The 25944-nt window shown below is 72.0% G+C and carries 22 protein-coding genes and 3 pseudogenes; 16 read left to right on the top strand and 9 right to left on the bottom strand.

Annotation, left to right across the window (positions count from 1 at the left end; genetic code table 11):
- Positions 1–433: 433 nt before the first annotated feature.
- Together ACIBSV_RS34245 and ACIBSV_RS34240 are read left to right on the top strand one after the other, a co-directional pair.
- Positions 434–1819 carry an aminotransferase class V-fold PLP-dependent enzyme gene (locus ACIBSV_RS34245; RefSeq protein WP_395870049.1) on the top strand — a complete coding sequence of 462 codons (1386 nt, stop codon included), beginning with the start codon at positions 434–436 and terminating at the stop codon, positions 1817–1819.
- A 42-nt stretch (positions 1820–1861) separates the two neighbouring features.
- Positions 1862–2644 carry a GNAT family N-acetyltransferase gene (locus ACIBSV_RS34240; protein ID WP_395870047.1) on the top strand — a complete coding sequence of 261 codons (783 nt, stop codon included), beginning with the start codon at positions 1862–1864 and terminating at the stop codon, positions 2642–2644.
- A gap of 94 nt (positions 2645–2738) precedes the next feature.
- Here ACIBSV_RS34240 and ACIBSV_RS34235 read toward each other — a convergent pair whose 3' ends face one another.
- On the bottom strand, positions 2739–3668 hold the full coding sequence (locus tag ACIBSV_RS34235; protein ID WP_395870046.1) for a helix-turn-helix domain-containing protein: 930 nt from the start codon (positions 3666–3668) through the stop codon (positions 2739–2741).
- Between the two features lie 255 nt (positions 3669–3923).
- On the opposite strand from ACIBSV_RS34235, the gene ACIBSV_RS34230 reads away from it, so the two are divergent.
- On the top strand, positions 3924–4757 hold the full coding sequence (locus tag ACIBSV_RS34230) for an aminotransferase class IV family protein (protein ID WP_395870322.1): 834 nt from the start codon (positions 3924–3926) through the stop codon (positions 4755–4757).
- Positions 4654–5055, top strand: a pseudogene (locus tag ACIBSV_RS34225) (hypothetical protein); the annotation flags it as partial. The gene ACIBSV_RS34230 and the pseudogene ACIBSV_RS34225, both read left to right, overlap by 104 nt.
- Positions 5056–5271: 216 nt before the next feature.
- Here the strand turns inward: ACIBSV_RS34225 and ACIBSV_RS34220 are convergent.
- The 5 genes from ACIBSV_RS34220 to ACIBSV_RS34200 are packed head-to-tail and all read right to left on the bottom strand — an operon-like array spanning position 5272 to position 9891.
- Positions 5272–6798 (bottom strand): NAD(P)/FAD-dependent oxidoreductase, encoded by a 1527-nt coding sequence (locus ACIBSV_RS34220; protein WP_395870044.1) that lies wholly within the window; start codon positions 6796–6798, stop codon positions 5272–5274.
- Positions 6798–7220: a (2Fe-2S)-binding protein gene (locus ACIBSV_RS34215; protein ID WP_395870042.1), complete on the bottom strand. Its 423-nt coding sequence runs from the start codon at positions 7218–7220 to the stop codon at positions 6798–6800. The genes ACIBSV_RS34220 and ACIBSV_RS34215 overlap by 1 nt, the downstream gene beginning before the upstream one ends.
- Positions 7213–8382, bottom strand: a complete 1170-nt coding sequence (locus ACIBSV_RS34210; protein ID WP_395870040.1) for an NAD(P)/FAD-dependent oxidoreductase — start codon at positions 8380–8382, stop codon at positions 7213–7215. Before ACIBSV_RS34210 ends, ACIBSV_RS34215 begins: the two co-directional genes overlap by 8 nt.
- Positions 8382–9302 carry a dihydrodipicolinate synthase family protein gene (locus tag ACIBSV_RS34205; RefSeq protein WP_395870038.1) on the bottom strand — a complete coding sequence of 307 codons (921 nt, stop codon included), beginning with the start codon at positions 9300–9302 and terminating at the stop codon, positions 8382–8384. The genes ACIBSV_RS34210 and ACIBSV_RS34205 overlap by 1 nt, the downstream gene beginning before the upstream one ends.
- 52 nt (positions 9303–9354) lie before the next feature.
- Positions 9355–9891 carry an XRE family transcriptional regulator gene (locus ACIBSV_RS34200; RefSeq protein ID WP_331770475.1) on the bottom strand — a complete coding sequence of 179 codons (537 nt, stop codon included), beginning with the start codon at positions 9889–9891 and terminating at the stop codon, positions 9355–9357.
- 465 nt (positions 9892–10356) lie between these two features.
- On the opposite strand from ACIBSV_RS34200, the gene ACIBSV_RS34195 reads away from it, so the two are divergent.
- The 8 genes from ACIBSV_RS34195 (at position 10357) to ACIBSV_RS34160 (ending at position 19218) form a co-directional block, all read left to right on the top strand.
- Positions 10357–11979, top strand: coding sequence for an ABC transporter substrate-binding protein (locus tag ACIBSV_RS34195; protein ID WP_395870036.1), 1623 nt, complete (start codon positions 10357–10359; stop codon positions 11977–11979).
- Positions 11960–13081, top strand: coding sequence for an ABC transporter permease (locus ACIBSV_RS34190; protein WP_395870035.1), 1122 nt, complete (start codon positions 11960–11962; stop codon positions 13079–13081). Before ACIBSV_RS34195 ends, ACIBSV_RS34190 begins: the two co-directional genes overlap by 20 nt.
- Positions 13078–13992 (top strand): ABC transporter permease, encoded by a 915-nt coding sequence (locus ACIBSV_RS34185; RefSeq protein WP_331770472.1) that lies wholly within the window; start codon positions 13078–13080, stop codon positions 13990–13992. Before ACIBSV_RS34190 ends, ACIBSV_RS34185 begins: the two co-directional genes overlap by 4 nt.
- Before the next feature lie 5 nt (positions 13993–13997).
- A complete protein-coding gene (locus ACIBSV_RS34180; RefSeq protein WP_395870033.1) occupies positions 13998–15026 on the top strand; it encodes an ABC transporter ATP-binding protein in 1029 nt (342 codons plus the stop codon).
- On the top strand, positions 15023–16027 hold the full coding sequence (locus tag ACIBSV_RS34175; RefSeq protein ID WP_395870031.1) for an oligopeptide/dipeptide ABC transporter ATP-binding protein: 1005 nt from the start codon (positions 15023–15025) through the stop codon (positions 16025–16027). The genes ACIBSV_RS34180 and ACIBSV_RS34175 overlap by 4 nt, the downstream gene beginning before the upstream one ends.
- Complete coding sequence (locus ACIBSV_RS34170; RefSeq protein ID WP_395870030.1) at positions 16024–17217, top strand: amidohydrolase family protein; 1194 nt, start codon at positions 16024–16026, stop codon at positions 17215–17217. The genes ACIBSV_RS34175 and ACIBSV_RS34170 overlap by 4 nt, the downstream gene beginning before the upstream one ends.
- Positions 17218–17315: 98 nt before the next feature.
- Positions 17316–17759 (top strand): DUF4440 domain-containing protein, encoded by a 444-nt coding sequence (locus ACIBSV_RS34165; protein ID WP_395870028.1) that lies wholly within the window; start codon positions 17316–17318, stop codon positions 17757–17759.
- A 454-nt stretch (positions 17760–18213) separates the two neighbouring features.
- Entirely contained in the window at positions 18214–19218 is a 1005-nt protein-coding gene (locus ACIBSV_RS34160) for a LysR family transcriptional regulator (protein WP_395870027.1), read from the top strand.
- Here ACIBSV_RS34160 and ACIBSV_RS34155 read toward each other — a convergent pair.
- Positions 19192–19791, bottom strand: a complete 600-nt coding sequence (locus ACIBSV_RS34155) for a GNAT family N-acetyltransferase (RefSeq protein WP_395870026.1) — start codon at positions 19789–19791, stop codon at positions 19192–19194. The genes ACIBSV_RS34160 and ACIBSV_RS34155 overlap by 27 nt on opposite strands.
- Before the next feature lie 137 nt (positions 19792–19928).
- A complete protein-coding gene (locus ACIBSV_RS34150; protein WP_395870025.1) occupies positions 19929–21134 on the bottom strand; it encodes a hypothetical protein in 1206 nt (401 codons plus the stop codon).
- A 469-nt stretch (positions 21135–21603) separates the two neighbouring features.
- Between ACIBSV_RS34150 and ACIBSV_RS34145 the strand changes: the two genes are divergently transcribed.
- From ACIBSV_RS34145 to ACIBSV_RS34135, 3 genes and pseudogenes are all read left to right on the top strand, one after another.
- Complete coding sequence (locus ACIBSV_RS34145; RefSeq protein ID WP_395870024.1) at positions 21604–23004, top strand: 2-oxoadipate dioxygenase/decarboxylase family protein; 1401 nt, start codon at positions 21604–21606, stop codon at positions 23002–23004.
- 53 nt (positions 23005–23057) lie between these two features.
- Positions 23058–23637: pseudogene (locus ACIBSV_RS34140) on the top strand (aldehyde dehydrogenase family protein); the annotation flags it as partial.
- 65 nt (positions 23638–23702) lie between these two features.
- A complete protein-coding gene (locus ACIBSV_RS34135) occupies positions 23703–24260 on the top strand; it encodes a GNAT family N-acetyltransferase (RefSeq protein ID WP_395870022.1) in 558 nt (185 codons plus the stop codon).
- A gap of 120 nt (positions 24261–24380) precedes the next feature.
- Here ACIBSV_RS34135 and ACIBSV_RS34130 read toward each other — a convergent pair whose 3' ends face one another.
- Positions 24381–24569: a DUF397 domain-containing protein gene (locus tag ACIBSV_RS34130; protein WP_395870020.1), complete on the bottom strand. Its 189-nt coding sequence runs from the start codon at positions 24567–24569 to the stop codon at positions 24381–24383.
- A 593-nt stretch (positions 24570–25162) separates the two neighbouring features.
- Here ACIBSV_RS34130 and ACIBSV_RS34125 point away from each other — a divergent pair.
- A pseudogene (locus ACIBSV_RS34125) lies at positions 25163–25944 on the top strand (Fe-S oxidoreductase); the annotation flags it as partial.

Below are 25944 nucleotides of genomic sequence, written 5' to 3'. Positions count from 1 at the left end.
CGACGAGGAGCGGTCGTCGTGAGAACGCAGTCGTCTTCCATTCCACCGCCTTCGGCGGCCCGTGCGGACCGCCGCATTGACGATCTCGACCCCGGACCCGAGTCCTGCCCCACCGACCGGCCCGGACCGAGGTCCCGGGTTCCGGTACTTCCCGCTCGCGACGCCGTGGGCGGGGCCGGCGACCCGCGCGCCCGGGAGGGGATGGGCCGCCGGCCGGCCGGGTGCGCGTCGGCGGCCATCCGGGTGCGAGGCGTGTGCATGATCGCCCGGCGGGTCGGGAACTCTCGCTGTCCGGTTTGCGCCGGTAGTGCGGCATTCTGCGTTCCGCTCGACCCGATCCTCGCGCGGTTGTCCCGACGCGTGGACGACGGGCGCGTGGCGCGGCGGCCGAACCGCCGGGCGCCCCGTCAACCGCTGCATCCGGAGGGACATCATGGATACCCGTGGCCGGCTGACCGAGGCATTCGACACGTGGTCCGCGTGGGCCGACGCGCAGGCCGGCGACGACTCGCGGCACGCGGTGCTGGCGGAGCACCTGCGGGCGGGCCGGCCGTTCTCGCATCCGGCCTACGCCGGGCACCTGGTCCGGCCGCCGCTTCGGGCCGCGCTCCTCGGTCTGCTGGCCGCCACGCTGGTCGATCCGGAGGATCGGGCGTGCGACGACGAGTCGACCACCGCCGCGCTGGAGGACGAGGTCGTCGCCGGCCTGGCCGCGATGTTCGGCCCTGCCACGTGGCACGGGCAGCTCACCTCGGGCGGCGACATCGCCGCCCTGGAGGCCCTGCGGGCGGCCCGCGAGGCCCACCCCGAGGTCGGCATCGCGCACAGTGCCGACGGATACGGTGCCCACGAACGTATGTGCGAGCTGCTGCGTGTTCCGGCGTACTCCGTCTCCGTCGACACCGCCGGCCGAATGGACCCGGACGCGCTGGTGACGGTGCTGCGCAGGGAACGCGTCGGCACGGTCGTGGTCACCGCCGGCACCACCACGCTCGGGGCGGTCGACCCGATCGCCGACATCCTGCCGCTGTGCCACGAGCACGGCGTGCGCGTGCACGTGGACGCCGGCTACGGCGGGTTCTTCACCCTGCTGGCCGACGCGGAGGAACTTCGCGGCACGCCCGCCGCCCGGCACCTGCGTGCCATCGCCGACTGCGACTCGGTGCTCGTGGACCCGCACCGACAGGGCCTGCACCCGAACCCGTGCGGCGTACTGCTGGTGCGTGCCGGCGACGGCGACGAGGACGGTGAGGAGCAGCCCGGGTCCGTTGCGCGGCGACTCCCCGGCGTGTTCGACCCGGATCGTGCCCGGTCCGGCAGCCCGGCCGCCGCGCTGTGGCTGACCCTGCGCGCGCTGCCGCCGACGACGGACGGCTTGGGCGAGGTGCTCGTGACCGGCCTGCGCGGCGCCCGCCGTTGGCGCGACCTGATCGACGCCGAGCCGGAGCTGATGCTGTATCAGGAACCCGAACTGGACGTCCTGACCTTCGTACCTCTCACCGGCGAGCCCCACCCGCGGATGTCATCGGTGACGGCGGCCGGCCGGCACATGCTGCGCGCGGACACCGGAGGCGCCCAACACCCGGCCCACCTGAGCACGTCGTCGGTGCGCGTCCTGGACTTCGTCCGCCGACACCCCCGCGCGGTCGCCGATCGCAACGAGGCCCACATCCTGCGCGGTGCCCTGCTGCGCCCGGACGCCGCGGCCCACGTCGAGCGGGTGCACGAGCGGGTCACCGCCCTGGCCGCGGCGGCGCCACGCCGGCCCCGGCCGCCCGGTCCGCCACCGCACCCCCAACCGGTCGAATCGGCCGTCTGAGCTTCGGCGTGCGCCGTAACATCCCGAGGTCAGGATGGGCCCATGACCCTGCGAAGTCCCGCCGTACCGGCCGATCCCGCCTACACCGTTCCGTCCGTGCCCGACGCGCCGCCGGGAGGCGTGGCCCGGCTGCGCGCGTCCGTGGCGCGGTTCGCCTCCGGCGCCGCGCACGAGCGCCGACGTGCCCTGGCTGTCGCCGCGTCGGCCCGCGTCGATCCGCAGGCGCTGTCGGAACGCGCGTCGGCGGGCGCCGCAGGCCCGGTCGAGGTGCTCGCCGAGGCGCTCGGCCTGCCCACCGACGTCGCGGACGACGTCGCCGTTGTCGACGCCGACCGGTTGCGGGGGCTTTTGCCCGTTCTCGACCTCTTGGGCCCGGCCTCGCTCCTGTATCTGGACCGCGCGGCTTTCCAGCCCAACGGTGGCGACGCCGAAGTCGAGGAAGTGGCTTGCGACGATGCCGAGATGACCGCACTCCTGGCCCGGGTCGACACGCTGGACGCGGACGAGAGTGGTTTGGCGGACGTCAGATCCCCGGTTTTCGTGGTCCGTGAAGGTGTTGAAGTGGTTGCGGCGGCCGGCTACGAGGTCTGGCCCCGGGCCGTGGCGCAACACGGTGTGTTGGTGGCACCGGGGAGTCGAGGCCGCGGCTTGGCGCGGACGGTCGCATCGGCCGCGGTGCACCATGCCCTGGCCGCCGGCCTGCTTCCGCGATGGCGAGCGCGGCCCGAGCCATCCCAGCGAGTGGCGCTCGCGCTGGGCTTCCGGGATGTGGGCTCCCAGGTGAGCATTCGGCTCGGCACGGCACCGGCGGTCGGACTCCGGTAGTCGGCCTTCGGCGCGGTCCTGGTGGCCGGTTCCCACGGCTCACGGCACACCGCGGCCGGGGCGGTCGGCTCCGGCTCGGGATGTCCGCGGGGAATCAGGAGCGCGGTGCCGGTTCTTCCCTGGTCGCCGTGTCCGCGCCCCAACTGGCCAGCAGGCGCAGGTTCTCCGCGGTGGGCGAGGTCGGTCGGGCGTGGTACATCGTCAGCGACTGCTCGGTGTCGTCGGGCAGGCGCAGGGATTCGAAGGACAGGGCCAGGTCGCCGACCAGCGGGTGCCGCAGGTGCATCGCGCCGTGGTGTTTTTCCTTGACCTCGTGCCTGGCCCAGAGGGAGCGGAACTCCTCGCTCTTGACCGAGAGTTCACCCACGAGCGCGGACAGTTGCGGATCGTCCGGGTGGCAGCCGGCGTCCAACCGCAGGGCGCCGACGATATCGGCGGCCTTGGCCTCCCAATCCACGAACAACCCGCGCTGGTCCGGCCGCAGGAACACCAGCCGCGCCCAGTTGCGCTCCCGGGCCGGCAACCGGTCCCAGTCGCCGAACAGGGCCGCCGCCATCGGGTTCCAGGCGAGGATGTCCGTGCGCTGCCCGGTCACGTACGCGGGCACCGTCTCCAGCGAGGCCAGCAGCCCCCGCAGCGCTGGACGCACCTGTTGCCGTTCCGGCGGCGAGGCGCGCTTGCGGCGCTGGCAGTGGACGAGGTGGTTCAGGTGCGCGTGCTCGGCGTCGGTCAGCCGCAGGGCGCGGGCGACCGCGTCCAACACCTCCTCCGACACGTTGTGGCCCTTGCCCTGTTCGAGCCGGGTGAGGTAAGCCACCGATACGCCGGCCAACTGGGCCAGCTCCTCGCGGCGCAGTCCCGGTACGCGCCGGTGCCGCCCGGTCGAGCCGGTCAGGCCGACATCCTCCGGCCGCAGCCGGGAGCGGCGGTTGCGCAGGAATTCGCTGATCTCGGCACGCGGATCGATCGGCTCGCCGCCGAGATCCGCCGCCTCCGCCGCCGTGTTGTCGGGCCGATCGTTCATGCCGCCCATTATCTCCGGTGGTAGGACCACGAGGGTGGGCGAGCCTGACCCTGCCAGTGGTAGGACCACCGGTCGTAAGCCGAACAGGGCTCTGGGTGACCCGGCCGAGGTGCGGCAGGCTCGTGGCCACCCCCTCCGAGCGAGCCGTCGGCGGGGGCGACCGACCACGATGCGGGGAGACTTCAGATGAGCACCGACACCGTCCCGACCGCGCCGTCCGCCACGACGACACCCCAGAACGAGACCCTCCGGCACATGACACCCGGCGGCACGACACCACCGGTGCGTGCGACCCCCGTCGCACACCGCAACGGCCGGCCGGCGACCGCCGAGGAACTCGCGCCGCTGGCCTTCGCCGGCTACGCCCACTTCACCGCCATGCAGGTCCGCGGAAGCCGGATCCGGGGCCTCGACCTGCACCTGGGCCGGCTGCGGAGCGCCTCGGCGAGGCTGTTCGGGCGGGCGCTGTCCGACGATCGGGTACGGTCCCACCTGCGCGCGGCGCTGGCGGCCGGTCCGGCCGACGCCTCGCTGACGGCCACGATGTACTCGCCGGTGGGCGAGTTCACCGCGACCGGGAGCGACGCGGACCCCGAAGTGCTGGTCCGTGTCGACCCGCCCGCGACCGGCCCGACGGGGCCGTTGACGCTGGACGTGGTCGAGTACGAGCGGGTGCTCCCGGAGATCAAGCACGTCGGCGAGGTGGCCAAGACCCACTACCTGCGCCGAGCCGTCGCGCGCGGCTTCGACGACGCCGCCTTCGTCGACCGGCGGGGCCGGCTCGGCGAGGCGACGATCTGGAACCTGGCGTTCTGGGATGGTGCCGAGGTGATCTGGCCCGAGGCCGAGGTGCTGGGCGGGACCACGATGGCCATCGTCCGTCGGCAACTGGATCGCCTCGGAGTGCCGCAACGGGTCCGCGAGATCACGCCCGCCGACCTGCCGACACTGACCGCGGCCGTGGTGATGAACTCGTGGACGCCGGGTGTCGAGGTGCTCCGCATCGGCGACGTGTCCCTGCCCGGGTCGCCGGCCTTCATGGATCTGCTGCACCGCGCCTACCGGGCCGAGCCGCTCACCGCGCCGTGAGGAGGACCGTGAAGTCCCCGCTGCCGGCGCTCTGTCGCGGCCCCGCGCTGCGCCTGCCCAGCCGCGCGGCGATGGCGCCGATGATCCCGCGCGGGCCGACGACGACACCGGTGTGCCCACCCCGATCACGACCGAGTACTACACCCGGCGCGCCGGCGCGGGCCTGATCGTCGGCGAGGGAATTCGGCCGCACCGGCCCGGCAAGGGCGGCCCCGGCGTTCCGGGGCTGACCGAGCCGGCGCAGGTCGAGGGGTGGCGCCGGACCACGCGGGCCGTGCATGCCGCCGGAAGCCGGATCTTCGCCCAACTGTGGCACGTGGGCCGGGTCTGTCACCCCGACCTCCTCGACGGCGAGCAGCCGGTGGTCCCCTTCGCCGTCGCGATCTCGACCGGCCGGTATGTCGGCCTTCGCACGCGGTGTGAAGCCGGGTTCACAGGCGAGTTCGTACCTGGACCGCCTGCACGACAACTGGTCCGGCTCCGGCAGAGAGGTCCAGGGCTGACGCCGGGGTGCCTAGGACATGTCGGTGTCGGTGTCGATCGGCGGTGCGGCCGTGCGGGTGGTGGTGGCGTGGGCCTCGGCGAGGGCGGCGAGCGGGAGGGGCTTGATCGGGGGGCGGGCGGTGAAGGGGCCGAGGGTTTCCCGGGGGATGTGGGTTTCCTGGTGCAGGAGTTCGACGAGGGCGGGGCCACACATGCGGCCCTGGCAGGGGCCCATGCCGGCGCGGGTGAGAAGTTTGACCGCGTCGGCGGTGCCCAGGCCGGGGTTGTCCCGCATGGTGCAGCGGATCTGCCCGTAGCTCACCTCCTCGCAGCGGCACAGCGGCGTGTCGTCGTCGGCGAGTGCGTTCAGCGCGGCGCGGTCGGGGGCGCAGGTGGATTCCAGCAGCTTGGCCATTCGCATGGTCGTGGCCAATTCACGGTCCACGGCGGTGAGTTCCCGATCGTGGTCGGCGGTGGTGAGGATGCCGAGGCTGAGGCAGATGTCCAGCGCGGCGCGTTTGCCGGTGGCGACCGCGTGTTCGGCGCCGGCGACGCCGGTGAGTTCGCCGGCGGCCCAGATGTGCGGGAGCGTGGTGCGCATGGCGTGGTCGTGGACCAGGACCCAGCCGCCGGCCGGGCCGTTCCAGGTCGCGGCACACCCGGCCTGGCGGGCCAGCTCGGTGGAAGGGACGAAGCCGTAGCCGGTGCCGACCGTGTCGCAGGCGACGGTGCGTTCCGTGCCGGGTATGGGCCGCCAGTTCCGGTCGACCCGGGCCAATACGGCGCCGGTGACGTGGTCCGCGCCCTCGGCGCGCAGGATCAGGGTGTGGGTGCGGATCGGTACGCCGGCCTGCCGCAGGGTGCGCACGGCGGTCGTACCTTCGGTGACCTTGGCCCGGTTGCCGGGCAGTGCGGCGAGTGCGCGGGTCAGCTCGGCGGGGCCGGGCAGACCCTGAGCGAAGGCGACTTCGGCGACGTCGGCGCCGGCCCGGACCAGTTGCGCGGCGGCGATCAGCAGCAGCGGGTGCGCGCCGGCCAGCACGATGCGGCGCCCGGCGAGCGTGCGGTGGCCCTTGAGCAGGGCCTGGATGCCGCCGACGGTGAAGAAGCCGGGGAGGGTCCAGCCGGGCATGGGCACGGGCAGGTCGTAGGCGCCGGCGGTGAGCAACAGCGCCCGGGGGAGCAGGATTTCCACTCCGGCGGGGCCGTGCACGGCGACCCGGGGACCCTCGGGCACGGGCGTACCGGGGGGCGCGGCGAAGCCGTCGGGCGTGGTGCGCGTGCCGAAGACGCCCCATGCGGTGGTGTCGTGCGCGAAGGTGATCCGCGGATGGGCGGCGGCCCGGGCGAGCAGCGTGCGGCCGGCGGTGTAGGCGGGACCGGCGAGCGGGTCGGGGCCGCCCGCTCCGGGGTCGGGTCGGCGCCAGATCTGCCCGCCGGGGCGGGCCTGTTCGTCGACGACCAGCACCTGTGCGCCATGGTGGGCGGCGGTGACCGCGGCGGCGAGCCCGGCGGGACCGGCACCGACGATCAACACCTGCGGTTCGACGGCGCTCATCACACGTCCTCGGGGCGGGCGTCGCCACGCGTGTCCGCGCGGGCGTCGCGGCCGGTTTCGTCCCGCGTCTTCGTGTCGCCGTCGTCCCGCGCACCCATGACGGCTGCATGGCCGCTTTCGTCGCGCGTGTCCGTGTCGCTCTCGTCCGGCGTGCCCGCGCGCACCCCGCGGCCGGTGTCCACGCGCATGCCCGAACGGACGGGTTCCTGGCAGGCCCGGACCAGCGGGGTGCCGTCGACGGTGACGGCGCAGTCGAAGCACACGCCCATCCCGCAGTAGGGGGCGCGGGGGCGGCCGGCCCGGTCGTAGCGGGTGACGGGTCGGTCGGTGGCGATCAGGGCGGCGGCCAGCGAGCGGCCGGACGGCACGGTGTGCGGCCGGCCGTCGAGCGTGATGGACACCTGCGCCGGGTGGTCAGACAAAGTTCAGTGCTCCGAACCGTGCGGGGGAGTAGTCGTCGAGGGGCAGACCGGTGCTGCCGGTGAGCACCTGCTCGGCGAGCAGTCGGCTGTAGGTGGGGCCGAGGGTGAATCCGGATCCGCCGGTGGCGACGTAGAAGTCGGGACGACGGGTGACGGGGCCGAGCAGCGGGAGCTGGTCGGGGGCCAGCGAGGTGGCGCCCGACCACACGCGCAGCACCGGCAGGCGCTGTACGGCCGGCACCACCCGGGCGGCGTCGGCGCCGGCGAATACCGAGTCCAGGCGCAGTTCCGGGCGTGCGTCGAGGTCGAGGGCACCGGCGTGCTGGACGAACTTGGCGGCCCGGCCGCCGCCGATGAGTATGTTGCCCTCGCGGGTCTGCTTGAGCGAGAGTCGGCGGCCGGCGTGCTGGACCAGGTGCGGGATCAGCGGCGGCGCGGCGGCGGTGACCGTCATGGTGAGCGCGACGGGTACCACGGGCAGGCGGATGTCGGCCATCGCGGCGACCTCGCCGGTCCACACGCCGGCCGCGACCACGACCGCGTTCGCGGCCAGTCGGCGACCGCCGGCGCTCTCGGCGAGCCACCGCCGCCCGTCGTGGCGCAGAGCGGTCAGCCGTACGCCGGTGTCGATCCGGGCGCCGTGCCGGCGGGCGGCGCGGGCGTAGGCGTGGGTGACCAGGCGTGGGTCGGCCTTGCCCTCGCCGGGGCACCAGGCGGCGCCGATCACCCGGTCGGAGAGGTAGGGGGCACGTTCGTGGGTGGCGCGCGCGTCGAGCAGTTCGACGTCGAGTCCGTGGGCGTGCTCCAGGTGGGCCTTGTGCGCGAGCAGGGCCATGTCCTCGGGGGATTCGGCGAGCATCAGGCCGCCGCCGCGGCGCACGCCGCACGGTTCGCCGAGTTCGTCCTCCAGAGCGGCCCACGAGCGCATGGCGTCCAGATGCAGCGGCAGGGCCTCGGCGGCGCGCGCGGCGACCGCGGGGCCGTGTTGGATCATCCGGTACTCGAGTTGGAAGTGCAGGCTGCCCGCGTTCTGGCCGGAGGCGTGCCGGTTGAGCTGATCCTTCTCGATCACCCGCACGTCGGCACCCGCGCGGGCGAGGTGGTAGGCCAGCGCGCAGCCGAGCAACCCGCCGCCGACGACCAGGACTTCGGTGCGGTCCATCAGGCCAGGAGTCCGAGTTCGGCGACGGTGGTCCGTACCTGTTCGGCCTCGGCGACGCTCAGCGGCAGCAGCGGGCGACGGGGGTGACCGGCGGGCACCCCGCGCAGGGTCAGCGCGTGCTTGAGGATGGCGGGCGCGCTGCCGAAGCGGGGTCCGTAGTCGGCGGTGAACCAGGCTCGCATCAGCACCCGGTCGCGGGCGCCGACGGCCAGCGCGGCGGCCTCGTCGCCGGCCGCGAGGTGGGTGAAGAAGGCCGCGTGGTCGCGGCCGAGTACGGCGCCGGCGCCCATCAGGCCGTCGCCGCCGATGCCGCGCATCAGGGCCAGCCCGACCTGGTCGGTGGTGATGCCGAAGTAGCGCACCCGGTCGTGCAGCGCGATCAGGCCCTTGACGAAGGCGCCGAAGTCGCCCGTGGAGTTCTTGATCGCGACCACGTTGGGCACCTCGGCCAGCGCGCACAGGGTGTCGGTGTCCAGGTCCAGGCCGGTGCCGCGGGGCCAGTTGTACACGCAGATCGGGATGTCGACGGCGGCGGAGACGTCCTGGTAGAAGGCCGCGGTCTCGCGCGGGTTGGGCACCACGTACGGCGGCGGGGTGAGCAGGATGCCGTCGAGGCCGGCCGCCCGCGCGGCGCGGGCGTGGCCGATCGCGGCGGACGCGGTGTAGGCGTTGCAACCGCCGAGCAGCGTGTAGCGGCCGCGTACCCGGCGGGCCGCGCGGGTGAACAGGGCGGCGCGTTCGGTCGCGGTGAGGGTGTACCACTCGCCGGTGGTGCCGGCGATGATCACGCCGTCGACGCTTTCGGCGGCGAACCACTCCAACTGCTCGTCCCAGGCCGCGAGATCGAGGTCGCCCTGGGAGGTGAAGGGGGTTGTCACGGCCGGTATGTAGCCGTGCCAGTCGACGGTGGTGCGATCCATGCCCTGGGTCCTTTCGGGGCACAAACGCGGGATCCGGGCGACGCGGTGCCGGTTACGGCATCGGCGGCGTCACCGCGACGAGCAGCCGCGCGGGTGCGTCGGAGGAGTTGACGAACCGGTGCGGCAGACGCGAGTCGAAGGTGATCGCGTCACCCTCCTCGAGGTGGTGGACGCGGCCGTCCACCTCGACGTCGAGCCGTCCGGCGAGCACGGTGGCGCATTCCGTGGAGGGATGGCTGTACGGCTCGTCGGAGGATGCCTGGCCGGGCTCGATGTCGGCCTCCAGCACTTCGAGATCGCCCGATCCGGGGGTGAGCCTGGAATAGGTGATGTGCTGGCGGGCCGCGCCGAGCCGCATACGTTGCTCGCGCGTGGTCACGGCCACGCGCGGTACGTCCGGATCGTCGAACAGGGTCGCGATGGAGGTGTCGAAGACGCGGGCGAGCTTGCGCAGGGTGCTCAGGCTCGGTTCCGCGGCGCCGTTCTCCAGTTGACTGAGCATGCCCGCCGAGATACCGGCTTGGACGGCCAACTGACGCAAGGTCAGGTCGTGCGCCTGGCGCAGCTCGCGCAGTCGGTCACCCAGCATGGTCCGATCCCCGTTCGCTCCGGTGCCGAGCACCCTCGACTCGCGGATCCTGGCTTGTGCTTCATGACGTGTTCAATGTGGTTGAACGCTTCGGGGCGAACATAGGCACGAAGCTGACTCCCCGTCAAGATCACGGTGTCGTCCGGGTGATGGCCACCGGGGTGGGACCGGGTGGATCCCGCCGGCCGGGCACTGCGGTGAACGCCGCCGACGGGTGCGCCGGATGACGCCCGCGAGGTCCCGAGAGGGCTCTGAGCAGTCATCAAACCGTTATCAAGGCGAAAAATCGTCGCTCCACGTGGACGTGCGATCACGTTGAATGGATCTTTGGTCCCAAATTTCGAGACGGCCGAGAAAGTCATTGACCATCACGCTCGGCCACGCCTACTTTCGAGCCCACCGTTCAGCCAGATCAAACACTCGGTTCCGTCATCGGCCGATCGGGTGGCTCGAGGAAGGTGCGCCATGCAGGGCAATCACCCCATCGGGGACAGTCGCCGGGCCAAGGCCGTACGCCGGGCCGCCGCCCCACTGGCGGTCACCGTCGCCGCCGCTTTGATGCTCGCCGCGTGCGGCGGAGCCAAGAAGCAGTCCGGCGACGCGGAGGGCGGCGGCACGCTCGTCGTCGACACCTCGTTCAGTCTCAAGACCGCCGACCCCGGCCGCACGTTCGAGCCCACCGGGATCCTGGTCACCCGTCCCGTGTACGACACGCTGCTGACCTTCGCGGGCGGCGACGTGACCAAGCCGGTGCCGCTGCTCGCCGCGTCCTACGAGGTCGCCCCGGACGCCAAGACGTTCACCTTCCCGCTGCGCCCGGAGGCCAAGTTCTCCGACGGCTCGCCGGTGACCGCCAAGGACGTGGTGTTCTCGTTCAACCGGGTCAAGAACCTCAAGGGCAACCCGGCCTTCCTGCTCGACGGCGTCACCGCGACCGCCAAGGACGAGCACACGGTGGTGCTGACCACCGAGGCCGCCGACCCCGCGCTGCCGTTCCGCATCGCCACCCCCGCGCTCGGCGTGGTCAACTCCACGACCGTCGCCGCGCACGGCGGCACCGACGCGGCCGGCGCCGACCAGGGCGACAAGGCCGAGCAGTTCCTCAACACCGACTCGCAGGGCAGCGGTCCGTACAAGATCACCAAGTACGACGTGAGCAGTGAGGTCATCCTCACCCGCAACGACAAGTACTGGGGCGCCAAGCCCAAGTACGCCAAGGTCGTGGTGCGCAACGTGCCCGCGAACACCCAGCAGTTGAACGTGCTCAGCGGTGAGAGCCAGGTCTCCCTGGACATGTCGCCGGACCAGGCGGTCAAGGTCAAGGGCCAGGCGCAGGTGCTGCAACAGCCCACGCCCACCACCGCGTTCCTGTTCACCAACGACAACCCGGCCATCTCGCCGACCACCTCCAACAAGGACTTCCAGGAGGCGGTGCGCTACGGCGTGGACTACAAGAGCCTGCTGGACGTGGCCGGCGCCGGTTCCGCGCAGGCCGCCGGGATCGTGCCCGGCTTCTTCACCGGCGCGCTCGACCCGGCCAAGGCGATCGTGCGCGATGTCCCGCGCGCCAAGGCCGCGTTGGCCCGGGCCGGCCTGAACAACCCCAGCGTCGACCTGTACTACGCCTCCGACGTGACCATCAACGGGATAAACTTCGGCGACCTCGGCGCGCGGGTCCAGGCCAACCTCAAGGAGGTCGGCATCACCGTCAACCTCAAGCCGGCCCCCACCCAGACCGCACTGGACTCCTACCGCAACGGCACCGAGGCGATGGGCCTTTGGTGGTGGCAGGCCGACTACCCGGACGCCAGCGACTACCTCGCCTTCACCCCGGGTGAACTGGTCGCCAAGCGCGCCGGTTGGAAGGCGGACGGCAACGCCGAGGTGAGTGCCCTCGCCCAGCGGGCCAAGGTCGCCACCTCCGACGCCGAACGCGTCCAGCTCTACAAGCAGCTCCAGGAAGCGATGAACAAGACCGGCCCGTTCATCCCGCTCCTCCAGCCCGCACAGGTGATCGCCGCGAACAACTCGGTGAAGAACCTGCACTACAACCCGATCTGGTACATCGATGTCGACAAGCTCGGCTGACCCCACGGTCGAGCGCGGCACCCCCCGGACGGCCGCACCCCGCAAGGGTGCGGCCGCCGGCCCCCGGGCCGCGCGCGGCTCCCATCCCTTCGCCCGCTTCGTGCTGGTGCGGCTGTCCGTCGGTCTGCTGCTGTGCGTGGGCATCACGATCCTGGCCTTCGTGCTCACCCACTCCGTGCCCGGTGACCCGGTCGCCGCCAACCTCGGCGACCGCGCCCAGAACGACCCGGCCGCGGTCGCCGCGTTCAAGGCGAAGAACGGGCTCGACGAGTCCCTGCCCTCCCAGTACGGCACCTACCTGAACAACCTGCTGCACGGCGACATGGGCACCTCCCAGCAGACCCACCGACCGGTCTGGGACGACCTGGCCGACCGGGTCCCCGCCAGCCTCGAACTCGCCCTGGTGGCCATCGTGTTGGCGCTGGTGATCGGCGTCGGACTGGGCATCGTCGCGGCGGTCACCCGCAACCGCTGGCCGGACCGGATCATCCGTGTCGTCAGCCTCGCGGGTGTGTCCATGCCGGTGTTCTGGCTCGCCCAGGTCGCGTTCTACCTGTTCTCCTTCAAACTCGGCTGGATCCAGGCCGGCGGGCGACTGTCCCCCGGCGCCATCCCACCCCAGGACATCACCGGCCTGTACACGCTCGACTCGCTGCTCACCGGCGACACGGGCACCTTCGGCGAGGCCTTCTCCCGGCTGATCCTGCCCGCGTGCGTGCTGGCCGCGTTCAACATCGGCGTGCTCACCCGCTTCACCCGCGCCGCGGTCCTGGAAGCCCTCGGCAACGACTACGTCCGCGCCGCCCGGGCCAAGGGCCTGCCCGAGTCCACCGTGATCCGCCGGCATGTGCTGCGACCCGCACTCACCTCGATCCTGACCGTTGCCGGGCTCACCTTCGGTGGCATGCTCGCCGGCACCGTCCTGGTCGAGAACGTGCTGTCCTGGCCGGGCCTGGGCCAGTACGCGTACAAGAGCGCGCTCAACCTGGACCTGCCGTCCATCATGGGCGTCTGCCTGTTCGTCGCGGTCGTGTACGTCGTGATCAACCTCCTCGTGGACCTGCTCTACGGGGTCATCGACCCGAGGATTCGCCTCTCGTGAACGCCACGCGCCTCTTCCTCGGCGATCGGCTCGGAGCCGACCGCACCGGCACGGACGACCCCGCCCCGCGACGCAAGCGCCGCCCCGGCAAGTCGCCGTGGCGCAGCCCGTTGGCCATCACCGGCCTGGTCATCATCGGCGTCTTCCTGATCGCGGCGATCTTCGCGTCGGTGATCTCGCCCGAGGACCCGCTCGCCCAGAAATGGCCCAAGTACCAGTCGCCGTCCGGTGAACACTGGTTCGGCACCGACCAACTCGGCCGCGACATCCTCTCCCGGGTCATCCACGGCACCCGCATCTCGCTCCCGCTGGCACTGCTGCTGGTCGTGCTCGCGATGGTCATCGGCACCGTGCTCGGCGCGGTCGCCGGCTACTTCGGCGGCTGGATCGACATGGTCGTGATGCGCTGCGCCGACCTGGTGCTCGCCTTCCCGGCGATCATCCTGGCCATGGCCGTGGTCGCGGCCCTGGGCCCCAACCTCACCAACGCCGTGCTCGCGGTGGTGATCGTGAGCTGGCCCACCTACGCCCGCGTGGTCCGCGGACTGGTGCTGACCCTGCGCCAATCCGACTTCGTCCAGGCGGACCGACTCCTGGGCGCCTCCGGGTGGCGGGTGCTGGCCGTGGACCTGCGCCCCAACCTGGCCGGCCCGGTCGCCGTGCTCGCCGCGCTCGACCTGGGCAACGCCGTACTGCTGCTGTCCGGACTGTCCTTCCTGGGCCTGGGCGCACAACCGCCCGCCGCCGAGTGGGGCGCGATGGTCAACGCCGGCTCGGCGAACTTCGACGCGTGGTGGGTCGCGGTCTTCCCCGGCGCGGCCATCCTGCTCTCGGTGCTCGCCTTCAACTTCCTGGGCGACACCCTGCGGGACGCGCTGGACCCGCGTACGGCACGGGCGATCCGAAAGTGACGGACATGAACGACACCCCGACCCCGCCGGTCGCCGACGACGAACCGCTCCTGGCGATCCGCGACCTCGTCGTGGAACTGCCCGGACCCGACGGCGAACGACTGCGCGCCATCGACGGCGTCGACCTGACCGTGGGCCGCGGCGAGATCGTCGGCCTGGCCGGCGAGAGCGGCTCCGGCAAGACGATGACCGCGCTCGCCCTGCTCGGACTGCTGCCCCAGGGTGGCAGCGCGAGCGGGCGGATGCTCGTCGAGGGCCAGGACGTCCTGACCATGACGCCGCGTCAGGTTCGCGACCTGCGCGGCAACCGGGTGGCGATGGTCTTCCAGGACCCGATGACCTCGCTGCACCCGATGCTGAGCATCGGCAAACAACTCACCGAACACCTGCGCCACCACGAGAAGTTGGACAAACGCGCGGCCAACGCCCGTGCGGTGGAACTGCTCACCACGGTGCGCATCCCCGACCCCGAGCGGGCGCTGCGCCGCTATCCGCACCAGTTCTCCGGCGGCATGCGCCAGCGCATCGCCATCGCCATCGCGCTGGCCTGCGACCCGGCGCTGCTGCTCGCCGACGAGCCCACCACCGCGCTCGACGTCACCGTCCAGGCCGGCATTCTGCGCCTGCTGGACCGGCTGCGCCGGGAGAACGGCCTGTCGGTGCTGATCATCACGCACGACCTCGGTGTGATGTCCGCGCTCGCCGACCGCGTGAGCGTGATGTACGCGGGCCGGATCGTGGAGAGCGGGCCGCGCGCGGACGTGTTGCGCGAGCCGCGACACCCGTACACCCGGGGCCTGTTGGACGCGCTGCCGCACCCCGACGGCGGCACCGCGGCGCTCGTGCCGATCGTCGGGGCGCCGCCCAAGCTGGGTCAGGCGCCCGGCGGATGCGCGTTCCACCCGCGCTGCCCGCACGCGGTGGACGGTTGCCGACAGGAGCGCCCGCGACTGCTGGCGCTGACCCCCACCCACGCCGGGGCCTGCCCGATCGACCCGCTCGCCGTCGCCGCTTCGAAGGTGGATAGCCGATGACCTTGTCCTCCCTCACCTCCACCATCGCCGTCACCTCCAAGGACATCGGGCTGACGCTGCGCGAAGTGAGCGTGTCCTACCGTTCGCCGGGTCGGCCCGCCGTGCGCGCCGTGGCCGGAGTGAGCCTGAGGGTGCAACCGGGGCAGGTGGTCGGCCTGGTGGGCGAATCCGGCTGTGGCAAGTCGACCCTGGGCAAGGCCGCGGTCGGCCTGCTCAAGCCGTCCTCGGGCGCCGTCGAGTTCGACGGACGCCCGGTCGCCCCACTCGGACTGCGCTCGCGCCCGACGAGGCAACGCGGCCTCCAGATGGTCTTCCAGGACCCGTACGCGTCGCTGAACCCGCGCCGCCGGGTCGGCGAACAGATCTCCGACGCGGTGGTCCTGGCCGGCGGCACCCGCGACAAGGGCCGCGGCGTGGCCCGCGAACTGCTCGAACGGGTCGGCCTGCCGGCCGAGTTCGCCGATCGCTTCCCGCACGAGTTCTCCGGCGGCCAGCGCCAGCGCATCGCCATCGCCCGGGTGCTCGCCGCCGAACCCACCTGCATCGTCGCCGACGAGCCGATCGCCGCGCTGGACGCCTCCGCGCAGGCGTCGGTGGCCAACCTGCTGCTCGAACTGGCCCGCGAGCGCAATGTGGGCCTGCTGTTCATCTCGCACGACCTTTCCATCGTGCGGCAGATCGCCGACACGGTCGCGGTGATGTACCTGGGCACCGTCGTGGAGAGCGGCCCCACCGACCAGGTCTGGGCCGAGCCGCGCCACCCGTACAGCAAGGCGCTGATCGCGGCCGTGCCGCGCGCCGACGGCAGCGGCGAGTTGCCCGTGGACCTGCCCGGCGACGTGCCCGACCCGGCCTTCCCGCCGGCCGGCTGCCGATTCCACCCCCGGTGCCCGATCGCGGTCGACGCCTGCGCGGACGACGAACCCGTGCTGGTCGAGTTCCTTCCGCGCCGGCGCGCCGCGTGCTCCGTCCTGGCGCCGAACCTCAAGAAAGTCGGGTGAGCGCACTCATGTGGCTGACCAACTGTCACATCGTCGACGTGGTCACGGGCGAGGTGCTTCGCGACCGCAGCGTGCGGGTCGAGGACGCGACCATCGCCGAGGTACGCGCCGCACTGCCGCCGAACGCGAACGCGCACGACCTGGGCGGCCGGTACCTGCTGCCGGGGCTGATCTCCTGCCATTCGCATCTGTCGGTGGTCTTCCCGTTCTCCGACACGCGCGAGGACGAGTCGCCCGGTCTGACCGCGTTCCGCGCCGCCCAGCGCGCGCACGACGCGCTGCGGGCCGGTATCACCACGCTGCGCTGCGTGCACGAGCAGAACCAGATCGACCTGGTGTTGCGCGACGCGCAGCGGCGCGGCTGGATCCAAGCGCCGCGGATCTTCGGTGCCGGCCGTGCGCTGTCCACACCGCACGGGCACGGCGAGGGCGCGGACTGCTCCTACGCGAGCGGCCCGGACGGCTTCTACCGCGCCGCGCTCGGCGAACTGGCGGCCGGCGCCGACCACCTGAAGATCTTCATCAACTCCGGTCTGGCGCGCGAGGGGGAGGACTTCGAACACGCCGAGATGACCGACGAGGAGATCGCCGCCACGGTCAGGGCCGCCCACGAGCACGACGCGTACGTGGTCGCCCACTCCGGCGAGTCGGCCGCGATCCGCGCGGCCCTGGCCCAGGGCGTGCGCTCCTTCGAGCACGCGTACGCGCTCGACGACGACACGGCGCGGCTGCTCGCCGACCGGCGCGCGTTCGTGACCCCGACGTTGTGCGTAACCAACTCGGAGGGCTGGATGCGGGAGAACCGCTTCGAGGAGGCCTCGATCGCCAACGCGCAGAACGCGATCGAACCGCATCGGGAGAGCTTCCGCCGCGCGGTCGCGGCCGGCGTACAACTGGTCAACGGCACCGACATCCCGCCCGCCGACCTGGTCGAGGGCGTGCCGGCGGCGGTGTACGAGATGTTCCTGATGGCCCGGGGCGGCCTGGACAACCTGCGCGTGCTCCAGTCGGTGTCCACCACCGCGGCGCGACTGGTGAAGGCCGAGGACCGCCTGGGACAGGTCGCGCCCGGCTTCACCGCCGACCTGATCGCCGTCGACGGCGACCCGCTGCACGACATCTCGGCGCTCGGCCGGTTGTCGTTCGTCATGCAAAGCGGCCGGATCGTCCGCGAGGACCTGGCGGCCTGACCGTCGCGGGACGCGGTCCGGGGGGTACACCTCGCCGGCCCCCACCCGTCGCCGCGTCCGCGACCCGACCCACCCCCGACGCAAAGGACACTCGTGCCATGACCGACGCCGCCCCGCGCGACACGCACCGACCCGCAGGGTCGGCCGAGGACCGCGCCGCCGTGTGGAGCGCCCTGCTCGACATCTACGCCGGCTTCACGGCCGGCGACCGCGAGCGGATCGACGCCCGCATCCACCCCGAGGCCACCATCTGGGACTCGGCCGCGCCGGAACTCCTCTTCGGCCGGGCCGACCTGGACCGGATCCGTGCCGCGCGACCGGTCGGCCCGGACGCGCCCGTGGTCACCGGGATCCACGCGAGCGACGAGGTGATCGACGTCTGGGGCGACACCGCGCTGGCCCGCTACACCCTGCGGGTCGACTTCGCTCCCGCCGCCGACGGCTCGACGCCGCCCCCCGAACACATCCGCAACACGGCGGTGGCGCGACGGTTCGACCAGGACTGGTTGGTGGTGCACAACCACGAGGACCTGCTCGCGTAGTCGAGGATGCCCGGTCGGCGACGGGTCGTGGCCCGGAGCCGATCGGGCGCCCGCCCACGCGCTCCTCCCGAGCGCGCCGGCAAATCGGCCCGGAGCGCTGCGGCGCGGCGTGCCGCGCTCGGCCGGAGCGCGCCGTGCACGAACTCTCGGCCTGTATCGCCGACATGATCGTGCGCCTGGAACTCGTGGAGACGAACCGGCGCTACCGCACGGCGCTCGGAAGCCGACCGATCGCCCACCGGGTCGGCGCCGTACCGATCGCCACCACCCGTACCCGAGCCGAGGCGCGTCGGCGAGCCGGGTGGGCACCCCGAACGCGCGAGCACCGTGACCGTCGGCCGCCCCTGCCTCCCGACCGGTGCCCCATTGTTCAGGCGGTGTGAACGATGCGGGAGGATTGTCTACGTCAGGTGATGGATCCGGGGAATGGGTGGGGACGATGGAACGCGCGGAGATGGAGATATTTCTGACGCTTTCCGAGGAGTTGCACTTCGGGCGCACCGCCACGCGCCTGTATGTGTCCACTGCCCAGGTGAGCACCACGATCAAGAAGATCGAGCGGCGCCTCGGCGTCACCCTGTTCGAACGCACCAGTCGGCGGGTCGAGCTGACCACCGTCGGACGCGGGCTGCGTGACGACCTGGTGCCGCTGTACGAGGGCATCCAGCGCGCGATGGACCGCGCCGAACTCGCCGGGCGGGGCATCACCGGCACGCTCACCGTCGGGTTCATGGGAATTCAGGCCGGGCGCTTCGTGACCGCCGCGCGAGAGGTCTTCGAGCGGCGCAACCCGGACTGCGCGGTGCACGTCGTGGAGACCCTCCTGCACCACCATGTGGGACAACTGCGCGACGGCGACGCCGACCTGTTGCTGATCACGCTGCCGGTCGACGAGCCCGACCTGACGATCGGCCCGGTGATCACGCGCAGCGTCAGGTACATCGCACTGCCGGCGAAGCATCGCCTCGCGGGACGCGACATGCTCTCGTTCGAGGATCTGGCGGGGGAGGCGTTCGTCACGATGGCCGACTCGGTCCCCGGATCCTGGGCCGACTTCCATACGCCCCGCCGGACCCCCGCCGGGCGGGCGATCGGGCGGCGCGGCGAACCGTGCGCCACGTATCCGCAAGCGCTGGCGCAGGTCGCCGCCGGGCGGGCGATGGTGCCCGGTGACGCACAACTGCCGATGTTGTACCAACACCCCGAGATCCGCTTCGTCCCGGCTCCCGACATGCCGCCGATCGAGCACGGCCTGGTCTGGCGTTCCCGCGACGACGCGGACACACGCATCCGGGCCTTCTCCGACGTCATCCTGGAGATCGCGCCCGCGCTGGCGGTACCGGGCACGATCGCCGCTTTCCGCGGCGCCGACGACGAGCCGGAGTCGGCGGCGTCCCGAGTCGGGCGGGGCCGAGCAGCGGTCTCGGGTCGCTCAGCGGGTGAGCGGGCGCCGGGGTGATGAGCCCGGTCCGCCGGGCGTGGAGCCGCGCAGCACGACGTCGGGGCCGTGGCCGAGGGAGAGGGCCATCCGGATGTCGTCGAAGCGCTCGTTGTCGATCTCGATGACGTTGGGCAGGCGACCCCAGACGGTGAAGCCGAGCTCCTCGTACAACTCGATCGCGCCGTGGTTGTTGCCCCGGACGCCCAGCGCGAGGGTCTCGATCCCGGCCCGGCGCGCGTTGTCTATCAGGGCCGTCATCAGCAGGCGCCCCAGGCCCAGGCCGCGGCCGGCCGGGTGTGCCATCACCTTCTCCACCTCGGCGGTGTGCGCGAAGACCGGCTCTGCTCTGCGCCGCCACAGGCCGGTCGCCCGCACGGCGCCATCCACCAGGGCGACGATGAATGCGGCGTCGCCGGCCCGGACGGCGGCGAGGGCGTCCTCGAGCCAGGCGTCGGTGGCGGGCTTGGCCGGCGGTGTCAGGTAGCCGATCGCGCCACCGAGGCGCGCGACGTCGTGGAAGACGTGATGGACCTCGGTGCGCAGCCGAGCGTCGGCAGCGGTGGGCAGGAGCAGTTCGATCTTCGGTGCCATGGTCGCCCATTCTCGCGAGTCGACGTTCGCGGGTGCGCACCGGCCCGAGGCGCGGCGGCGGATGTCGGCCCGGCGCGTGCCGGGCGGCCCCGGGCGGTTGCGCCGGCGTGTTCGGGGCGACTCGGCGGCGGTGCCCGTCAGCGCGTTCGCCGGGTCGTCTGGCGCGGGATGTGCGGCCTGCGGGCGGCGAGTTGCTCGGCGAGTCGCAGGTTGCGGGCGTGGGTCAGGCATTGGCGCATCCACAACGCGGCCACGATGGAGCCGGCGACGCCCAGGGTGAACCGGTCGGGTCGGTGGCCGGCGAGCGTGTGGGCACAGACGATGGCCACGCAGGCGAGCACCGGGACGCATACGGTCAGCGCACCGGTGGCCGCCCGGCAGCGTACGGTGATCGCGGTTCGGGTGCCGGCGCACAGGCAGGCCCCGAACGTGATCATCAGCATCCCGGCGATCCGGGTCGCCGCCGAGAGCCGATCCGTGCAGGTGGCCGTCGCGTGCCCGAGCGCGTCGAGGCCCTCGACGCCGATCACCACGGCGGGTACGAGCGCGACCAGGGTCGCGGCGGCTCGGCGCCCCCGCACGGGCCGGGCGCACAGTACCGGCGCCAGGCAGAACAGCAGCATGTCGACGCACAACCACCCCACCATCACCCACGTCACCGTGGTGGGTTCGTGTCGGTGTTCGCCGGCGGCGCAGTGCCGGGCGAGGGCTTGGCCCAGGCCGACCACCGAGGCGCCGATCAACCACGTGTCCAGGGCCGTGCGCACCCGGCGCGCGCACGCGCCCTCGAAGCGGGCGAGGACGGTCAGTTGCCGGACCGCTACGCCGACGGTGATGGCGAGGGTGATCGCGAGGAAGGCGAGCAGCGGCCACAACAGGGCGCGGGAGGGCGCGGCCGCGGGCGGGAAGGACAGGGTCTGCACGGTCCCCACGGCGATGGCCAGGAGACCCTGGACGGTCAGCCGCGGCGGCGTCGATCCCAGGTCGGAGCGCGCGAGTACGACGAGGGAGACGGCGGCGAGAACGAGCGCGAGGGTGGCCGATCCCGGTTGGCCGGCGGCTCGGGTCCAGGCGACGGCGATGCCGACGCCGGCGACGCCGAGGGCGATGGCCGCGAGGACGACGGGGCGTGGACGGATGCGGCCCGCCCGGTTGGCGGCGGACCGTGGTTCGTCGTGCGGGGCGGGGCCGGATGCGGATTTCGACGTGCGTGGCGTGATCGGCTCCTGGTTCGTACGACCGCCGAAGTCGGTGCGTGCGCAGGCCGGCCCCGGGGTGCTTGTCGAAGCGTGTGGGTCGCGGATCGGCTTCGGAGCGGATAACGAGGCTTTCGTGCCCGGCACACGCCGACCCCCGGGTATTCATCCCAACGAGGAGAACCATCACCCTTGCGAGCGACCCTGCCGAAGTGTGGACGGATGCCCGATCAGGAGCATCGGGCCGTTGAAGAGCGAAATTGATCGATGATGCGCGAGTTTTTGCTTGCTCGAAGGTCTTCGGTGATTGTCTGGTCATCGCTGAAGCGACAAATCATCGTTGCGTAGGAGCGCACACTCCGTGTCTTGTCAAATCCGTGTAGCGTCGGCGCCGTGCATCCGCCGCGAAGCCGCCGCGTCGCGATCGCTTCGCCCGGACGGCGCACCACGGTCGGGCCCGCGGGCGCGGCGTGCGCCGGGGCGGGCGTGGCGGCGAGATGGTGGGAGTGCGCACGCCCGGCGCGTGGGTACGACTGGGAGGTCGAATGATCCACGGCGCGAGGTCTCGACCTCGACGCCGACCCGGCTCCGGCCGCCGACCGATCGAGGAGCACTCATGGGGACCGTACCCGCCTGGCGCTTGCGGGCCGCCTTCGCCCGCCGTCTGTCGGACATGTACGGGACCGAAGTCCCGGCCTACACCACGCTGTCGGCCGCCGTCGCGGAGATCAACGAGGACGTCTCGCGGGTCGACGGCGACGCCGGTCGACTCGGCGGCGTGGAGCGGGTCGCGGCGGAGCGGCACGGGGCGATCCGGGTCGGCACACCCGGCGAACTGCGGCAGGTCGCGGCGATCTTCGGCGCGATGGGGATGCGTCCCGTCGGCTTCTACGACCTGCGCGAGGCGAGCAGCAGTTCGGTACCGGTGGTGTCCACCGCGTTTCGGCCTACCGAACCGGCGGAGTTGGCGCGCAATCCCTTCCGGGTCTTCACCTCCCTGCTCACCAGCGCCGATCGTCGCTTCTTCGACGAGGATCTCCAGACACGTCTGGAAGCCTTCCTCGCCCGGCGTGAACTCTTTCCCGCCGAGCTCCTGGAACTCGCGGATCGGGCCGAGCGCGACGGCGGGCTCGATCCGGAGCCGGCCGAACGTTTCCTCGCCCTGGCCGTCGACGCCTTCCGGTTGTCCTCCGACCCGATCGACGGAGCCTGGTACCGGGAACTGGCCCGGGTGTCCGCGGTGGCCGCGGACATCGGCGGGGTGACCGGTACGCACATCAACCACCTCACGCCGCGGGTGCTGGACATCGACCGGCTCTACGCGGAGATGGGCCGGCGCGGGATCACCATGATCGACGAGATCCAGGGCCCACCCCGCTGGGACGGCCCCGACGTGCTGCTGCGGCAGACCTCCTTCCGGGCCCTGGAGGAGAAGCGGCGGTTCCGCACCGCCGACGGCGGCACGGAGTTCGGGACACTGCGGGTCCGCTTCGGCGAGGTCGAGGCCCGCGGCATCGCGCTCACCACGACCGGCCGGGCGCTGTACGACGACCTGATGACCGAGACCGACCGGCGGGCCGCCGGGGTCACGGCGGTGGACCGGGCCGAGCTCGCGCGTGCGGTCTGGACCGCGCGCTTCCCCCGCACCGAGCGCGAACTGGCCCTGAACGAGCAGGCGTTCTTCACCTACCGGGCGACGGCACCGGAGCGACGCCCGACGGAGCGGCAGCCGCCGCAGGACCTCGCCGCACTCCTGGACGAGGGCTGGATCGAGGCCGAGCCGATCGTGTACGAGGACTTCCTGCCTCGCTCCGCCGCCGGAATCTTCCAATCCAACCTGACCGACGCGGGCACTCGGGACGCCACCCGCTCCGGCACGCACTACGACCGGCCCTGGCTGGCGGAGACCATCGGCCGACCCGTACAGGACCCGATCGACCTCTACGCCGCGCAGCGGGACACCTCCCTCGCCGAGGCCCGCACCGAGTTGGCGGTGCCACCCTCCGCACCGGCGTGATTCCCGCACACCCGCGACGCCGCGACCGGCCGCGGCCCCGAGCAGGAGACGACATGCCCGATTCCGCTGCCCGCCTCCCCGACACCGAGGCGCAGCGGGCACGGGCCGACGCGTGCCTGCGTCGCTGTGGGGCCGCGCCCGGACCCGACGCCGGGGACCTGGTCGTGCGTACCCCGATCACCGGGGGGCGTGCTGCGCAGGCTCGTCTCCTCGACGCCGGAGCAGGTTTGCGAGGCCGTCACGGCCGCGCGGCGGGCCTGCGAGACCTGGCGTACGACACCAGCGCCGGTGCGCGGGGCACTGGCGAAACGCCTGGGCGAGTGGCTCGCCGAACACCGGGAGGACGTGGCCGAGCCGATCACCCTGGAGGGGGGCAAGATCCGGAACGAGGCGCGCGGCGAGGTACAGGAGATGATCGACGTCTGCGAGTTCGCGGTCGGCCTCTCCCGGCAGCTCTACGGGCGCACCATGCCCGCGGAACGGCCCGGGCATCGGCTGTCCGAGTCGTGGCACCCGCTGGGCGTGGTCGGCGTCATCTCCGCCTTCAACTTTCCGGCCGCGGTGTGGTCGTGGAACACCGCGCTCGCGCTGGTCTGCGGTGACGCCGTGGTGTGGAAACCGTCCGAGCCGACCCAAGATCGTCCTAGAATCCGCATGATCGATCGGCGATCCTGCACGGTCATTGCGGAAGGACGGGAATGTTCGCGCTATCCCTGGGCGACGGAGCCGAGTTGCGGCCGCTGGAGCCCTGGCGGGCCGAGGAGTTCCTCGCCCACATCGACCGCGGCCGGGATTTCATCGGTCGATACGTCGGCCTGCCCGACGTCGCGGCAGACCTCGATTCCGCCCGGAAGTGGCTCCAGGGCTACGCGGACAAGACCGCCGCCGACGCCGGTCGGGTGTATGGCATCTGGGTCGACGGACTCCTCGTGGGCGGCGTGCTGTTCCCGACCTTCGACGTGGCCGCGGGCAACTGCGAGGCCGGTTGCTGGCTGGAACCGACCGTCGCCGGCCGCGGGCTGGCCACCCGCGCGGCCCGGGTGATCATCGACTGGGCGATCCGGGAACGCGGCATGCACCGGGTGGAGTGGTTGGTGCCCGCCGAGAACACCCCGAGCATCAACGTGGCCAAGCGCCTGGGCATGAGCCGCGAAGGAGTCCAGCGGCAGAACTACCCCTACCGAGGCGTGCGCCAGGACACCGAGATCTGGTCGGTCCTCGCCCCCGAGTGGCGCGCCGCGCACGAAGCCTCGTAGCGGCGCGCCGCGCAAGCCTGGTAGCGGCGAGCCGTACGCGCGAACCCGAACTGGCAGCGTTCGCGAACCCCGGGCGAAGGCACCCGTGCGCGGGTGCCCCGCCCGGGCGACGGCCTCGGGTCAAGCGCGCTTGAGTCCGTCCACGAACGCCGTCCAGGCGGTTCGTGCCACCGGGATCTGCCGCCCGTCGGGGCCGGCCTTGGAGTCGGCGACACGGATGTCCCCGTCATCCGGGCTGCGCCACTGCACACAATTCTGATGCTGCGAATAACTGCTGGTGGTCCAATCAGCGGGGGGAGAGACGGCCATTCGGGACCCTTTCTCGTGAAGATCGGACGAGCCGGAGCGAAGTACCCGAATCGCTCCGCACTTTCACGATTTCTCGGAGTGACCGCCAGGTCAAGCGTTTGCGAGCGGCCATGCGGGGACGGTGCCGAGGTCGGTGCCCGGTGCACGTCCATACCCGCTGGTGGAGCCGGTCGAAGCCGCCCGGGAGCAGGTTCGGCGCGAACCCGAATTCGAACCGATCGGCACGACCCGACCGAGGACGCGCATCGCATGTGACGCTCGCAGTTCGGTTGAGCGCCGAGGGTTTCGATCCCGTGCCCGGATGACGACGGCGCGATGCCGGGACCTGTTGCGGATTTCGACGCTCCGACATGGCAGCATGCATGCTGACTGATCTGACGGTGCGTCACACAACTGGCGAGCCGGCCGGTCGGATCGGAACGTGCGGCGCGGTCGGGGCGAAGCGGGCGAAACCCGCGAGGTCGGCGGTGTCGGGCGGGCCGATATCATCGACGCAGTGGTCAAGTTACCAATGGGTAGGGCGCCCGAGCGGCCTTGCCCAGTCGGCCGATACACGCCCCGGAAGGGACGTCCCACCGGAGGAGCCGAACAGCATGCAACTCGCAGGGATCGTGATCTCGCTGCTGATCAGCGTGATCGGGTTCGCCCTACTCGGGCGCACCGCCGCCTACATCTACTCGTTCGTCAAACTCGGGCAGCCCGTGCGCGGCCGGACCAGCGCGGCCGGCACGCGTCTGCGCACGATGCTCACCGAGACCATCGGGCATACCCGGATGCTCCGTTGGGGCATCGTCGGTGCCGCGCACTGGTTCGTCATGGTCGGGTTCGGCGCGCTGATCCTGACCCTGGTGAACGCGTACGGCCAACTCTTCTCGCCAAAATTCGCGCTGTGGGGTCTCGGGCACTGGGACGTGTTCGAGGTCTTCACCGAGTTCATGGGCCTGATGACCATCGTCGGCATCCTGGTGCTGATCGCGATCCGGCAGTCCTCCCATCCGCGCCGGCCCGGTCGCAAGAGCCGGTTCGCCGGGTCCAGGTTCGGCCAGGCGTACTTCGTCGAGTTCGTGGTCGGCTCGGTGGGCGTCTGCATCATGATGCTGCGTGGCCTGGAGGGCGCGCTGGCGGGAGTCGACGCGTACGAGCCGGGCTACTGGGTGAGCTACCCGTTGGTGGCCGCGTTCGCGGACCTCTCCGACGGCACGCTGGAGAACCTGATCTACATCGTCGCCACGGTCAAGATCGTCATCTCGATGACGTGGGCGATCACCATCGGACTCAAGCCGAGTATGGGTGTGGCCTGGCATCGGTTCCTGGCGTTCTTCAACATCTATTTCAAGCGTGATGCCGATGGTGGTGTCGCGTTGGGTGCGTTGGC

It is taken from the genome of Embleya sp. NPDC050154 (assembly GCF_044460165.1).
Classification (GTDB): domain Bacteria; phylum Actinomycetota; class Actinomycetes; order Streptomycetales; family Streptomycetaceae; genus Embleya.
This window is presented reverse-complemented; position numbering and strand designations above follow the sequence as displayed.